The 13,824-nt window shown below is 62.6% G+C and carries 11 protein-coding genes and 2 tRNA genes; 11 read left to right on the top strand and 2 right to left on the bottom strand.

What is annotated here, in order from left to right; genetic code table 11:
* Positions 1-439: 439 nt before the first annotated feature.
* The 11 genes from dnaN (at position 440) to AC1DJB_RS08095 (ending at position 11,762) form a co-directional block, all read left to right on the top strand.
* The gene (gene dnaN, locus AC1DJB_RS08145; RefSeq protein ID WP_059388865.1) at positions 440-1,564 is read left to right on the top strand and encodes a DNA polymerase III subunit beta; all 1,125 of its coding nucleotides are present in this window, start codon (positions 440-442) and stop codon (positions 1,562-1,564) included.
* 96 nt (positions 1,565-1,660) lie between these two features.
* Positions 1,661-2,545, top strand: a complete 885-nt coding sequence (gnd, locus tag AC1DJB_RS08140; RefSeq protein ID WP_059388866.1) for a phosphogluconate dehydrogenase (NAD(+)-dependent, decarboxylating) — start codon at positions 1,661-1,663, stop codon at positions 2,543-2,545.
* Positions 2,546-2,568: 23 nt separating this feature from the next.
* Positions 2,569-3,762, top strand: coding sequence for a DNA replication/repair protein RecF (recF, locus tag AC1DJB_RS08135; protein ID WP_284988560.1), 1,194 nt, complete (start codon positions 2,569-2,571; stop codon positions 3,760-3,762).
* Positions 3,749-4,303 carry a DciA family protein gene (locus AC1DJB_RS08130; protein ID WP_306963410.1) on the top strand — a complete coding sequence of 185 codons (555 nt, stop codon included), beginning with the start codon at positions 3,749-3,751 and terminating at the stop codon, positions 4,301-4,303. Before recF ends, AC1DJB_RS08130 begins: the two co-directional genes overlap by 14 nt.
* 397 nt (positions 4,304-4,700) lie before the next feature.
* Positions 4,701-6,776, top strand: coding sequence for a DNA topoisomerase (ATP-hydrolyzing) subunit B (gyrB, locus tag AC1DJB_RS08125; RefSeq protein ID WP_306963408.1), 2,076 nt, complete (start codon positions 4,701-4,703; stop codon positions 6,774-6,776).
* A gap of 64 nt (positions 6,777-6,840) precedes the next feature.
* Positions 6,841-9,576 carry a DNA gyrase subunit A gene (gyrA, locus tag AC1DJB_RS08120; RefSeq protein WP_306963406.1) on the top strand — a complete coding sequence of 912 codons (2,736 nt, stop codon included), beginning with the start codon at positions 6,841-6,843 and terminating at the stop codon, positions 9,574-9,576.
* On the top strand, positions 9,573-10,277 hold the full coding sequence (locus AC1DJB_RS08115; RefSeq protein ID WP_306963404.1) for a DUF3566 domain-containing protein: 705 nt from the start codon (positions 9,573-9,575) through the stop codon (positions 10,275-10,277). Before gyrA ends, AC1DJB_RS08115 begins: the two co-directional genes overlap by 4 nt.
* Before the next feature lie 113 nt (positions 10,278-10,390).
* A tRNA-Ile gene (locus AC1DJB_RS08110) sits at positions 10,391-10,464 on the top strand.
* A 57-nt stretch (positions 10,465-10,521) separates the two neighbouring features.
* Positions 10,522-10,638: a DLW-39 family protein gene (locus AC1DJB_RS08105; RefSeq protein ID WP_216363197.1), complete on the top strand. Its 117-nt coding sequence runs from the start codon at positions 10,522-10,524 to the stop codon at positions 10,636-10,638.
* A 73-nt stretch (positions 10,639-10,711) separates the two neighbouring features.
* Positions 10,712-10,787, top strand: a tRNA-Ala gene (locus AC1DJB_RS08100).
* Between the two features lie 66 nt (positions 10,788-10,853).
* Positions 10,854-11,762 carry a DMT family transporter gene (locus AC1DJB_RS08095; protein WP_441432826.1) on the top strand — a complete coding sequence of 303 codons (909 nt, stop codon included), beginning with the start codon at positions 10,854-10,856 and terminating at the stop codon, positions 11,760-11,762.
* A gap of 4 nt (positions 11,763-11,766) precedes the next feature.
* Here AC1DJB_RS08095 and AC1DJB_RS08090 read toward each other — a convergent pair whose 3' ends face one another.
* Together AC1DJB_RS08090 and AC1DJB_RS08085 are read right to left on the bottom strand one after the other, a co-directional pair.
* Positions 11,767-12,651, bottom strand: coding sequence for a glycosyltransferase family 2 protein (locus AC1DJB_RS08090; RefSeq protein ID WP_059388873.1), 885 nt, complete (start codon positions 12,649-12,651; stop codon positions 11,767-11,769).
* A gap of 123 nt (positions 12,652-12,774) precedes the next feature.
* A complete protein-coding gene (locus AC1DJB_RS08085; protein WP_307054154.1) occupies positions 12,775-13,755 on the bottom strand; it encodes a hypothetical protein in 981 nt (326 codons plus the stop codon).
* Between the last annotated feature and the right edge of the window lie 69 nt (positions 13,756-13,824).

Below are 13,824 nucleotides of genomic sequence, written 5' to 3'. Positions count from 1 at the left end.
CCTTAAGCCGTCTGTGGATCGTTAAAAACGGCCCTGGGGGTTATCCACGTCCACACCCTGTTTAAAACCCCTGTCACCCACATATCGTGAACAGGCCTTAACCGCGGAACTGCGGGTCCAGGGACGGTTATCCACAGTTTCCACAGGGGTTATTAACACTACTAATCCCAAAAAAATGAATTCCCTCAAATAACAATCTCCTTCCGCCCACCCACCGACGCAGCCCGCGGCTGCTTCGAACCACAAGCCAGCAGGCCGGGGATGGGTTAATGCCCGAAGTTCCGGCTAAGCTGTCTGCATCGCGTCCATCCTTGGCGCTGCTTTGTAGTTCGCTCAGTGCGGACCATGCAGCGTTCGGGTTCCGGGCGCTGGTTTTCGGGGCTCCTGGGGGAGTTTCCGGTGGAACACTGGCAGCAGCAATGAAAGGCGGCACCCTTCCGTGAAGTTCAGAGTCGAGCGGGATGTCCTGGCAGAAGCCGTCACATGGACAGCCCGGTCCTTGTCTCCGCGGCCGCCCGTCCCGGTACTCTCAGGTCTCCTGCTCAAGGCGGAAGCCGGAACAGTGAGCCTCTCGAGCTTCGATTACGAGACCTCCGCCCGTCTCGAGATTCCAGCTGACATCACCACCGAAGGAACCATCCTGGTTTCCGGACGGCTCCTGGCCGATATCTGCCGCAGCCTGCCCTCGGCTCCCGTCGACATCGAAACCGATGGCAGCAAGGTCACCCTCACATGCCGTCGAAGCAGCTTCCATCTCGCCACGATGCCGGAATCCGAATATCCGCCGCTTCCGGCGCTTCCCGCCATCAGCGGAACCCTGCCCGGCGACGCCTTCGCCCAGGCCGTTTCGCAGGTCATCATCGCCGCCAGCAGGGATGACACCCTGCCGATCCTCACCGGTGTCCGGATGGAGATCGAGGATGACATGATCACCCTCCTCGCCACGGACCGGTACCGCCTCGCCATGAGGGAAGTACCGTGGAAGCCCGTCACCCCGGGAATTTCCACGAGTGCCTTGGTGAAATCCAAGACCCTCAACGAGGTAGCCAAGACTCTCGGCGGCAGCGGTGACATCCATCTCGCCCTCGCCGACGACGACAGCCGCCTGATTGGCTTCGAAAGCGGCGGGCGCACCACCACTTCATTGCTCGTTGACGGCGACTACCCCAAGATTCGGTCCTTGTTCCCGGATTCCACGCCGATCCACGCAACGGTCCAAACGCAGGAACTCGTTGAAGCCGTTCGCCGCGTGTCCTTGGTGGCCGAACGGAACACCCCGGTTCGCCTGGCGTTCACGCAGGGCCAGCTGAGTCTGGACGCCGGTACCGGCGAAGATGCGCAGGCCTCCGAGGAACTGGAAGCCCAGCTCAGCGGCGAAGACATCACGGTAGCGTTCAACCCGCACTACCTGGTGGAAGGCCTGAGCGTGATCGAGACCAAGTTCGTGCGCTTCTCCTTCACCACGGCACCGAAGCCAGCCATGATCACCGCCCAAGTTGACGCCGACGGCGATGACAAAGGCGACTACCGCTACCTCGTGATGCCTGTCCGCCTCCCCAACTAGCTCGCATTAGTTGTCGTTCTGGGCGCCCAAAACGACAACAAATGCGAGTCAGTCGGGTCAAGACCAAAACCACCAACGCAGGAAAGAGTTCACCCCGTGCACATCGGACTGATCGGCCTTGGAAAAATGGGTTTCAACATGCGCGAACGCATGCGGAAGGGCGGAATCGAGGTCACTGGCTTCGACCGCAATCAGGACATCGCCGACGTCGCGTCCGTTGACGAACTGATCGCTGCCCTTCCGGCGCCGCGCCTGGTGTGGGTCATGGTTCCCTCCGGCGAGATCACCGATGCCGTGATCAGCGAACTCGGCGAGAAGCTTTCCGCCGGGGACATGGTGATCGACGGCGGCAACTCACGCTTCACTGAAGACCAAAAACACGCCACTTTCCTGGCCTCCAAGGACATTCGCTTCGCCGATTGCGGTGTTTCAGGAGGCGTCTGGGGCTTGCAGAACGGCTACGGACTCATGGCAGGCGGCGCGGATGAAGACATCGAACTCGCCATGCCGGTATTCGACGCACTCCGTCCCGAAGGCGATCGCGCCGACAGCTTCGTCCACGTCGGCGGCGTCGGAGCAGGCCACTACGCCAAGATGGTCCACAACGGGATCGAATACGGCCTGATGCAGGCCTACGCCGAGGGCTACGAACTGCTCGCCGCCAAGGACATCATCAAAGACCTTCCCGGCACCTTCCGTGCGTGGCAAAAAGGCACCGTTGTCCGTTCTTGGCTACTGGACCTCATGGTCAAAGCCTTGGACGAAGATCCGGGACTGGCCTCCATCGGAGACTACGTCGAGGACTCCGGTGAAGGCCGCTGGACCGTTGAAGAAGCCATTGCCAACGCGATCCCTGCGCCGGCAATCACCGCTGCGCTCTTCGCCCGTTTCTCCTCGCGTGAAGACAACTCCCCGGCCATGAAGATGGTGTCTGCGCTGCGCAACCAATTCGGCGGACACGCCACCCGTCCGGCCAACTAGGCCCCGGCCCACCAGCAGTACGCGTGTACCTCGAACATCTTTCGCTGACCGATTTCCGCAGCTACGCGCAGGTTGACCTCAAGCTCGGCCCCGGTGTGACGGTCCTGGTGGGGTCCAACGGCATCGGCAAGACGAACCTCATGGAGGCCATCGGATACCTGGCGACCTTGAGTTCGCACCGCGTGAGTACGGATGCGCCCCTCCTGCGCTTCGGCACGGAGCGCGCCTTGATCCGGGCGAAGCTTGTTCGCGGTGAACAATCGACCGTGGTCGAACTTGAGATCAACGCCGGCCGTGCCAACCGCGGCCGGATCAACCGCGGAAATCCTGTGCGCGCCCGCGACATCCTGGGCATTTGCCAGACGGTGCTTTTTGCCCCGGAAGACCTTGCCTTGGTCAAGGGTGATCCGTCGAACCGCAGGCGCTTCATGGACGAACTGCTGGTCAGCCTCATGCCGGTACACGCGGCCACCCGCAGCGACTACGACCGCGTGCTCAAACAGCGCAACGCTTTGTTGAAATCTGCCCGCACCGGCAAATTCACCTCAGGCCACGAAGCAACGCTCGATGTGTGGGACCAGCACATGGCGCGGGCCGGTGCCGAGCTCCTGCATGCACGGCTGGAACTCGTGGAACTGCTTCGACCCCACCTCAAGAGCGCATACGCCCAGCTGACGGACGGATCGAAGGAAGCGGGCGCGGTCTATCGATCTACCATCCAGGGCGTGTTGGACGACGACGGCGGTCCCGCCGAGGGTCTCGCGGAAGGTTCGGAAGGGGTTGAGGACCTCCGCACATTGTCCGTGGAACAACTCACCGAGCGCTATGTCCAGGCTTTCGCTGCCTCGCGCCGGAAGGAGTTGGAGCGCGGAATCTCCCTGGTCGGACCCCACCGCGACGAACTCGAGCTGGTTCTGGGCCAAGCTCCGGCCAAGGGCTATGCCTCCCATGGCGAAACATGGTCCATGTGCCTCTCCCTGCGCTTGGCCTCCTACTACGTCATGCTCGATGACACCCGAACCGGCGGTTCTGCTCCGATCCTCATCCTCGACGATGTGTTCGCTGAACTGGACGTGCAGCGCAGGCGTAAACTGGCTGCAATAGTGGCCGGTGCCGAACAGGTGCTGGTGACGGCCGCCGTCGACGCCGACATTCCCGAGGAACTGGCGGGGCGGCGCGTGAAGGTTGTGCCCGGAGGCATTGATGGAGAAGGATAGCCCCGGCGGACGCCAGCCGGGCAGGGACCCTGACGAGATCGACGCTGCCCAATCAGCGTTGAACCGGATGCGCGAAGCGGCCGCAGCACGTGGCGAAATCCGCCGCGCTGCCCCGCGGACGGGCGCCGCTCCCAAACGCAAGGGCGTCCGCGACACCCGCGGATTCAGCCAATTCCACGGTAGCGGCCGGGATCCGCTTGGCTTGGGGAAAGTCGTCGGGAGGCTCGTAGCCGAACGCGGCTGGACGTCTCCAGTAGCCGTCGGTTCCGTGATGGCCGAATGGGATGCCTTGGTAGGACCGGAGATCTCCGCGCATTGCACTCCGGAGAGCTTCACCGACACCACGCTCCATGTCCGCTGCGATTCCACGGCGTGGGCAACGCAGCTCAGGCTCCTGAGTACAAGCCTCCTGGACATGTTCCGAAAGGAACTCGGAGACGGAGTGGTGACCTCCATTCAGGTGCTCGCCCCCACTGCACCGAGTTGGCGGAAGGGCGGCCGAAGCGTCAATGGGCGGGGCCCTCGGGATACCTACGGGTAACTTCCCCCGCGCCCATATTGGCGCATTTGCTTGAACGGCGCACAGGGGCGAGAAACCTCCCCGGACCGTACAGCTCCCTAGAGGGTGCTCTTTTGGCGGCTTGCAGATGGGGCCAGCGGCCTCCCAGAGCTACTTTCCTGAGCATAAGGGCCGGGTTTTGCAAGGAACTGCGCCCAGTCACGATAGAATCGGCATAGACAACTGGGCGCCGGTGAACGTTGATTGGCTCTGCTGAACAGCACTTGTATAAGCGGATCCGCCATTGACGAAGTAGCCGGCGTTAGCAGTGACGTCCCTGTTGGCGGCTGCCGTATCCCTGTGGTGTGTCCTGACGGACGTGCTTCCTTGGTGCGGTGACGGCCGGCGACCATCGAACACGGAGGAGTCGAAAGCGCCTGTGGCTAACGACAATGCAGAGACCTTGGCAGTAGATCCCGCGAAGGAGAACGCCCATAAGCCTGACACCCCCTCGGGGTCCAAGGAGTACGGTGCGAGCGACATTACCGTTCTTGAAGGTCTCGAAGCGGTGCGTAAGCGCCCGGGTATGTACATCGGATCCACAGGCCCGCGCGGCCTCCACCACTTGGTGTACGAAGTGGTGGACAACTCGGTGGACGAGGCGCTTGCCGGATACTGCAGCCACATCGAGGTGACTCTGCAGGCCGATGGCGGCGTGAAGGTCGTGGACGATGGCCGCGGYATCCCGGTAGACATGCACCCCACGGAGAAGAAGCCAACGGTCGAAGTTGTCATGACCATCCTGCACGCGGGCGGCAAGTTCGGCGGCAGCGGCTATGCCGTATCCGGTGGCCTTCACGGCGTCGGTATTTCCGTTGTCAACGCGCTTTCGCGCAGGGTTGACACCGAGGTGCGTCGCCAGGGCCACGTTTGGCGGATGAGCTTCGCCGACGGCGGCAAGCCGCAGGGTGGACTCGTCCAGGGCGAAGCAACGGACCAGACCGGAACGTCCCAGACGTTCTACCCGGACGGCACCATCTTCGAGAGCACCGATTTCGATTTCGAAACCCTCCGCGCCCGGTTCCAGCAGATGGCCTTCCTCAACAAGGGCCTGCGCATCACCCTCACGGACGAGCGTCCCGTCGCAGGAGCAGGCGACGACGACCTGGATCTTGACGCGGTGGCGACTGAAGGCGAAGTGGCGGCCGAACACCGCACCGTCGTTTATCAATACGACGACGGCCTGCTCGACTACGTGAAGCATCTCAACTCGAACAAGAAGGTGGACGTCGTCCACGAGGACGTCATCGCCTTCGAAACCGAGGACACTGAGCGGCACATCGCCGTCGAGGTCGCGATGCAGTGGACCACGGCCTATTCCGAGAGCGTCCACACGTACGCCAACACCATCAACACCCACGAGGGCGGCACCCACGAAGAAGGTTTCCGTGCCGCGATGACCTCACTCATCAACCGCTACGCGCGCGAGAAGACCATCATCAAGGAAAAGGATGACAACCTGACCGGTGACGACATCCGGGAGGGCCTCACAGCCGTCATCTCCGTGAAATTGTCGGAACCGCAGTTCGAGGGCCAGACCAAGACCAAACTGGGTAACTCCGAGGTCAAGGGCTTCGTCCAACGGGTGGTCACCGACCAGCTTGGCGACTGGCTGGAACGAAACCCGGGCCCGGCGCGAGACGTCATCCGCAAAGCTGTCCAGGCGGCACAGGCCCGTATGGCCGCGCGCAAAGCCCGCGACAACGCACGTCGCAAGAGCCCGTTAGAATCCTTCGGTATGCCGGGCAAGCTGTCCGACTGCTCCTCGAAGGATCCCGCGCGCTGCGAGGTCTACCTCGTGGAGGGTGACTCCGCCGGGGGTTCGGCCAAGCGTGGACGCAACCCCGAGACCCAGGCCATCCTGCCGTTGCGCGGAAAGATCCTGAACGTCGAGCGCGCCCGCCTGGACAAGGCGCTCGGCAACAATGAAGTCCAGTCCATGATCACGGCCTTCGGCACGGGCATCGGCGAGGACTTCGACATCTCCAAGCTGCGGTACCACAAGATCGTCCTGATGGCCGATGCCGACGTGGACGGCCAGCACATCACGACGCTGCTGATGACGTTGCTGTTCCGCTACATGCGTCCGCTGATCGAGAACGGCTATGTCTATCTGGCCCAGCCGCCGCTGTACCGCATCAAATGGTCGAACGCCCCTCACGACTACGTCTACAGCGACCGTGAACGAGACGCCAAGCTGGTCTCCGGCCAGGCCGCCGGCCGCCGGATCCCGAAGGACAACGGCATCCAGCGCTACAAGGGCCTCGGCGAAATGGACTACACCGAACTCTGGGACACCACCATGGACCCGGACCACCGCACGCTCCTGCAGGTCACCATGGACGATGCCCTGGCGGCGGACCAGACCTTCTCCGTGCTGATGGGTGAGGACGTGGAGTCGCGCCGGAACTTCATTCAGCAGAACGCCAAGGACGTCAGGTTCCTGGATATCTAGAGACTTCAAAAGCCCCTAGGAATATTCCAGTACTGACATATACCTGAAACGGAAATCATAAACCATGAGTGAAGAAACACCTGAGGTTCCCGCCGAGTCGGCCGGCATTCCGGAACCCGTACTTGAGGGCGACGTGCTGACTGACCGCGTGGACCAGGTGGACCTGCAGACGGAAATGCAGCGTTCCTACCTGGACTATGCCATGGCCGTGATCGTTGGCCGTGCGCTTCCGGACGTCCGCGACGGCCTGAAGCCTGTCCACCGCCGAGTGCTCTACGCGATGTTCGACGGCGGTTACCGCCCGGACCGCTCGTTCAACAAATGCGCCCGCGTGGTGGGCGAGGTCATGGGCCAATACCACCCGCACGGTGACACCGCGATCTACGATGCCTTGGTCCGCCTCATCCAGGACTGGACGATGCGCTATCCGCTCGCTCTTGGGCAGGGTAACTTCGGCTCCCCGGGCAACGACGGCGCCGCGGCTCCGCGTTACACCGAAACCAAGATGGCCCAGCTGGCCATGGAGATGGTGCGCGACATCGACGAAGAAACCGTCGACTTCCAGGACAACTACGACGGCAAGAACCAGGAACCCACCATCCTGCCGGCGCGTTTCCCGAACCTGCTGGTCAACGGTTCCTCCGGCATCGCCGTCGGCATGGCCACTAACATCCCGCCGCACAACCTCCGCGAAGTTGCCGATGGCGTGCAATGGTACCTGGCCAACCCGACAGCCAGCCGCGAAGAGCTGCTCGAGGCGTTGCTTGTACGCATCAAGGGCCCGGACTTCCCGACCGGCGCCACTATCCTCGGCCACAAGGGCATCGAGGACGCGTACCGGACTGGCCGCGGCTCCATCACCATGCGCGCGGTGGTAAACGTCGAGGAACTCCAGGGCCGCACATGCCTCGTGGTCACCGAACTTCCGTACCAGGCAAACCCGGACAACCTGGCCATCAAGATCGCCGAACTGGTCAAGGACGGCAAGATCCAGGGCATCGCGGACCTCCGCGACGAGACGTCCGGCCGCACAGGCCAGCGGCTCGTAATCGTGCTCAAGCGCGACGCCGTGGCGAAGGTTGTGCTCAACAACCTCTACAAGCACACCCAGCTTCAGGACAATTTCGGCGCCAACATGCTGGCAATTGTCGACGGCGTACCCCGCACGCTGAGCCTGGACGCCTTCATCCGGCACTGGGTGGCCCACCAGATGAGCGTCATTGTCCGCCGGACCCGCTACCGCCTGCGCAAGGCCGAGGAAGAGGCGCACATCCTGCGCGCCCTGCTCAAGGCGCTGGACATGCTGGATGAGGTCATTGCACTCATCCGGGCCTCCAACACCACGGAGGCTGCCCGCGACGGCCTGATGGGTCTGCTGGAGATCGACGAGCTCCAGGCCCGCGCCATCCTCGACATGCAGCTCCGCCGGCTCGCCGCATTGGAACGGCAGAAGATCCAGGACAGGCACGCCGAGCTTGAAGCCATGATCACGGAATTCAACTCGATCCTGGCCTCCGAACAGCGCCAACGCGACATCATCAGCCAGGAACTGGCCGAGATCGTGGCGAAGCACGGTGATGACCGCCGGACCCACATCCTCATGGGCTTCGACGGCGACATGTCCATGGAAGACCTCATCCCCGAGGAAGAAGTGGTGGTCACCATCACCCGCGGCGGATACGTCAAGCGCACGCGCAGCGACAACTATCGTTCGCAGCAGCGGGGCGGCAAGGGCGTCAAGGGTGCCCAGCTTCGCGGCGACGACGTCGTGGAGCACTTCTTCGTCACAACGACGCACCACTGGTTGCTGTTCTTCACCAACCTAGGCCGCGTGTACCGGGCCAAGGCATACGAGCTTGCCGAGGCCGGCCGCGACGCCAAGGGACAGCACGTGGCAAACCTGTTGGCCTTCCAGCCGGACGAGCACATCGCCCAGGTCCTCGACTTGCGCGACTACGAGCAAGCCCCGTACCTGGTGCTCGCCACCAAGAACGGCCTTGTGAAGAAGACGCGCCTGGAAGACTACGACACCAACCGCACGGCCGGCGTCATCGCCATCAACCTTCGGGACGAGGACGAGCTTGTCTCGGCGCAGCTTGTGTCCGAAACGGACGATCTCCTCCTGGTATCCCGCAAGGGCCAGTCGATCCGCTTCACGGCCACCGACGAGGCATTGCGCCCCATGGGTCGTGCTACCTCGGGTGTGACCGGCATGAAGTTCCGCGAAGACGACGAACTCCTCGCGGCCGACGTGGTCCAGGACGGCTCGTTCGTGTTCGTGGTGACCGAAGGCGGGTACGCCAAGCGCACCGCCGTCGAGGAATACCGGCTCCAGGGACGTGGCGGCCTGGGCATCAAGGTGGCCAAGCTTCAGGAAGAGCGAGGCGACCTTGTTGGTGCGTTGATCGTCAACGAAGAAGACGAAGTCCTGGTGGTCATGGAGGGTGGAAAGATTGTCCGCTCCGCCGTGGCCGGTGTGCCTGCCAAGGGCCGTGACACGATGGGCGTCATCTTCGCGAAGCCTGACAAGAACGACCGCATCATCGAGGTGGCCCGCAACAGCGAACGCGGCCTCGAGGACTCCGACGACGATCAGGGCGAGGGCACCGACGACGCCTCAAGCGTCAATAGCGTCGAAAATCCAGCCGGAGGAACGTCCGAGGCGGACGATGACGTAACGTTGGCTGCAAACGGCGGCGCCGATCAGGCGACCGCGACGGCCGAATCGGGATCGGCCGCAGGATCCGGTAATGGGTCCGGCGTCGAGCTGAACGAAGACAATACCGGAGGTAACGAGTGAGCAATTCGGACTCATATCCCAAGCCAAGCACGGGTGTCCCTGGAGGATTGCGGCAGCCGTCGGCTACTCCACGGGTAGACGCACCGGCCCGTCCCCAGCAGCGCCCTGCGGCATCCGCCTCGGGTGCGGCAGGAACTGGCGCGGAAAGGGTCCCAGGCCAGCGCCCGGCGGTTCCCGGTCAGCGTCCCGCCGTTCCTGGCCAGCGTCCCGCGGGAACCGCGGGAACCCAGCGCCCGGCGGGTCAGCGTCCCGCCGCGCCCGGCCAGCGCCCCGTGCAGGGCCAGCAGCGGCCCGCCGCCGGGACCCCCGGACTCGTGAAGCCGGCACCCAAGGCGAAAGTTCGCCGCGCGCGCCTGCTCGTCAGCAAGGTTGATCCGTGGTCTGTCCTGAAGATGGCATTCCTGTTGTCCGTTGCCTTGGGCATCGTGACTGTGATTGCGGCAATCGTGCTTTGGACCGTTCTGGACCTCACCGGCATTTTCAACCAGGTGGACAGCCTTCTCGGCACCCTGGCGGGCTCGGAAAGCGGCGGCTTCGAACTCAAGAAGGTCGCATCCCTCGGACAGGTTGCCTCCTTCGCAACCATCATTGCCGTGGTGAATGTTGTTCTACTGACTGCTTTGTCCATGCTGAGCGCCGTGCTTTATAACATTGCCGCAACACTCGTGGGCGGCATTGGCGTGACCCTCACCGACGACTGACCCAGTCGGTCGGAAATTGGGGGAAACTGCTGGAAAACAGTGGTGAAAATACCTCGATTTGAGATCGGGCCGGGATGTGCTGTAAAGTCATGTCTCGGCCCGAAGAGGTATCGGGGCGTATAGCTCAGGCGGTTAGAGCGCTTCGCTGATAACGAAGAGGTCCCAGGTTCAAGTCCTGGTACGCCCACGGAACCTGCACAGGTTTTGTTAAAGGTTCAGGAAACTGAACCGGAACGGGGTGCATGTGAAGAAGTTGCTCGTAGTTGCAGCTGCGATCGCAGGCGTCCTGCTCTACAAAAAAGTGCAGGAATCCGAAGCCCAGAAGACAGTCTGGAGCAAGGCAACCGACACGGTTGACTAGCGAAAGGCGCCCCGCCTGGAGATGGCGAAAACCATCGAAGGAACTAGGGTAGTATGGACGGGTTGCTTCTTATGGGGGCATGGCGCAATTGGTAGCGCACCTGCTTTGCAAGCAGGGGGTTCGGGGTTCGAGTCCCCGTGCCTCCACCATAGGAAAGAGTCCCGGTCAGAAATGACCGGGACTCTTTGCGTTAACCGCCCCACTAAGGTTGAAATGTGAACTTCATTGTTGCTGCTTTGGGTGTGCTCGGCGTCGCGTCATCCGGACCCCTCATCGCGGGAACGCTTGGAGCTACTTCCGTCACGGCACTCGCTATCGCCTTTTGGCGCAACGCGATCGCCGCGGTCGTCATGGCCTCGCCGGTCCTGATCCGCGAGCCGCGCCAGTTCCGCAAGATCACCCGGAACGAGTTCACCTCGTCCGCTGTGGCAGCAGTGGCACTGGCCTTCCACTTCGCGTGCTTCATCACCGCGCTCCAACTCACCTCTGTCGCGGCCGCTACCGCCCTGGTGTGCCTGCAGTCCGCCTGGATCGCCGTTTTCCAGCTCCTCCGCGGCACAAAGCACCGCTGGCCGGTCCTCGTGGGCCTGGGTATCGCGCTGGGCGGCGTAGCCGCCATCACGGGCTTCGATATGGGATCCTCCCCGAAAGCCTTTCTTGGTGACATCCTGGCTCTCGCCGGAGGCGCCCTGGCCGGCCTATATACCTTGGCCGGAGGCAAAGCCCGCCAGAGCATGGGCATTGGAACATATACGACGCTTTGCTACGGGATCTGTGCGGCCATCGTCGCTGTGCTCGCCATCACGGGCGGCCAGCCGCTTGTAGGGTTCGACGCCGGCGGCTGGCTGGGGATCGTGGCCATCACCGTGTGTGCACAACTGGTGGGCCACACCGCATTCAACCATCTCCTGGCGACCATGAGCCCGCTCCTGGTGTCCATGATCATCCTGCTGGAGATTCCGGGCGCAGCCATTCTCGCTGCCGTCTTCTTGCACGAGACCCTGCCGGCCGGTACCTATGCGGGACTCGCCTTGATCCTGGTTGGACTCGCCGTCGTCGTCGCCGGTCAGCGGAGCGGCAAGGGCGACGCCGAGGGCAAGATCGCCGAACTCGGCACTGACTGAGTGGCTAGAGGCCGCCTCGGCGGACGCCTTGGCCGGCATTGGCCGTGTGGATGGCCCGCAGAAGCTTGGCCGGGAAGTAGACCGAGAAGAACACCACCATGGGAGCCTTCAGGGCCATCTTCTTGACGTTGTGTGCCTTGTAGGTGCGGTCGAAGCGGGTCACGTAATAGCGGTAGTCGCGCGGTGAATCTTCGAGCCGGCGGGCAGACATGCCAGAGACCATCTGCGGCCAATACTGCACCCTGAGATCGTGGTCGGCAAGGTGCAGGGAGAGATCGATGTCCTCGTGCATCTCGTCCCTTTCATCCAGGCAGGTTTCGTCCCGGATGGTTTCCCATGCGGAGCGGCGAAGCGCCATGTTGGATCCAAAAAGGAAGTGGTACTGATGCTTCGCAAGCCGAAGCATGAGCTGGCGCATTTTGTCGTCGGCCTTGAGTCCGAATCGACGCATCGGCATGTCGTAGTAGACCACCGGACCCGTGGCCGCCTGCACCGAGGGATCGGCGAAAGCCTTTTGGACCTGCTCAACCCAGTCGGGTTCAACGACGGAGTCGGCATCGATCCGGCCGAGGATGTCCGACGTGGCTCGATTGAGGCCAAAGTTGCGGGTGGGGATGAGTCCCTGCGCTTTGTCCTGGCTCAGCAGCATGATGGGGCTTTCCGGGTATTCCTGCTGCATCTGCGTGACGATCTGGGCGGTGCGGTCCGTGGACTTGTTGTCAACGACGATGATCTCGTCCGCAGGTACTGACTGGTAGATGGCCGCGATCAGGCATTGCCGTATGACGCTTTCCTCGTTGTACGCCGGGATGATGATTGAAACGCTCGGCTTCACGGGTGCGACGGCTGCATTGGTGGCTGCATCTACGAAAGATCTATCGGCTGGCATCCCCATAAATCTAACATCAGGGCGGTGTCACGTGAGGAAGCCTCCGGTGACAAGTGGCCAAACAATTGAAGGGACCCCGGCGAACCGGGATCCCTTCAACGTGGAGCGAATATGGCTATTTGCCTAGGCCTCGTGCTTGCCGGCTTCGTCTGTGGCCGGCTGGTCCTTGGCCGCTTCGTCCTTGTGGAGGCTGGCGGCGATGTTCTTTACCGCGGTCTTGGCGTCGGTTGCCACTTTTGCTGCAGTGTCCGTAGCGTCCTCGACTGCGTGCTTTGCCTTCTCGGCTACGGCTTCGGCTTTCTCAGCAACGTTGAGTTTTACGTCGTCAATCGTGTCAGCTACCTTGGTGGCGGCCTCGTTCGCCTTGTCAGCGACCTTCTCGGCTGCTGCCGCGGCGGGCACCGGCGACGGCGTTACCGGGGCCGGGGTCTTCCACGGGTCCTCCACCGGACGGCTGGCCTTCCATGCGGCGACGCCGGCCGCGGCAGCTGCTGCAATGACCGTGAAGATCAGGAGACCGCGCTTTTTGGGCTTCCGGGTCTTGGCCAGTTCTTTCGAGACTGTTTTGGACGCTTCCTCGGCCGCGGCTTTCAGCTGGGCCCCTGTGGCTTGTGCTTGCTCCTGCAGATTGTGAACCACTCCCGAGTCCACCAGCTTCTGGGCGACTGCGTCCACCTGCGCGGGTGCATTCTCGAGGGCCTGGTGGACAACCACGGAGGCTTGCCCGAGCTGCTCGGAAAGCTTGGGCAAGTACTCCTCAACAACTTTGTCCCGCGCGTGGCTGAGCGCCGGGGTGGCTTTGTTAAGGGCTTCCTGGATCTTGGGTGAGGCGTCCTCGACGACGTCGTGGATCTTCGGCGCGAGGTTCGCCAGGCCTTCCTGGAGCTTCGGCGTGACGGTTGCAACGCCGTCGGCGAGGTTGTAGGCAGCCGATTTCAGGCCTTCCTGGAGCTTCGGCGACGCGGTGTCGATTCCGTGCTGGATGCGGGGAACAGCCCAGTTCACAGCTGCTTCGACGCGCGGTGTCGCCCAGTCCTTGGCATTTTCGACACCATTCACAACGGTGTGTTCAAGTTCGCGGGCAATCCGGTCCGATTTCTTCACAACTACCTCCCGATCAACATGCTCGTTTGTTGTTAGCCTACGTCGCTTGTTCGGCACCGGCTATTCATC

The organism is Arthrobacter sp. 01T428, from assembly GCF_056398685.1.
Note: the sequence above shows the minus strand (reverse complement) of the source record. Positions and strands in the feature narration are given on the sequence as shown.

Excerpts from the sequence above, each read along its gene's own strand:
- AC1DJB_RS08130 (WP_306963410.1), top strand. The coding sequence starts at position 3,749 with ATGGAGAAGGATAGCCCCGGCGGACGCCAGCCGGGCAGGGACCCTGAC.
- gyrA (WP_306963406.1), top strand. The coding sequence starts at position 6,841 with ATGAGTGAAGAAACACCTGAGGTTCCCGCCGAGTCGGCCGGCATTCCG.
- AC1DJB_RS08090 (WP_059388873.1), bottom strand. The coding sequence starts at position 12,651 with ATGCCAGCCGATAGATCTTTCGTAGATGCAGCCACCAATGCAGCCGTC.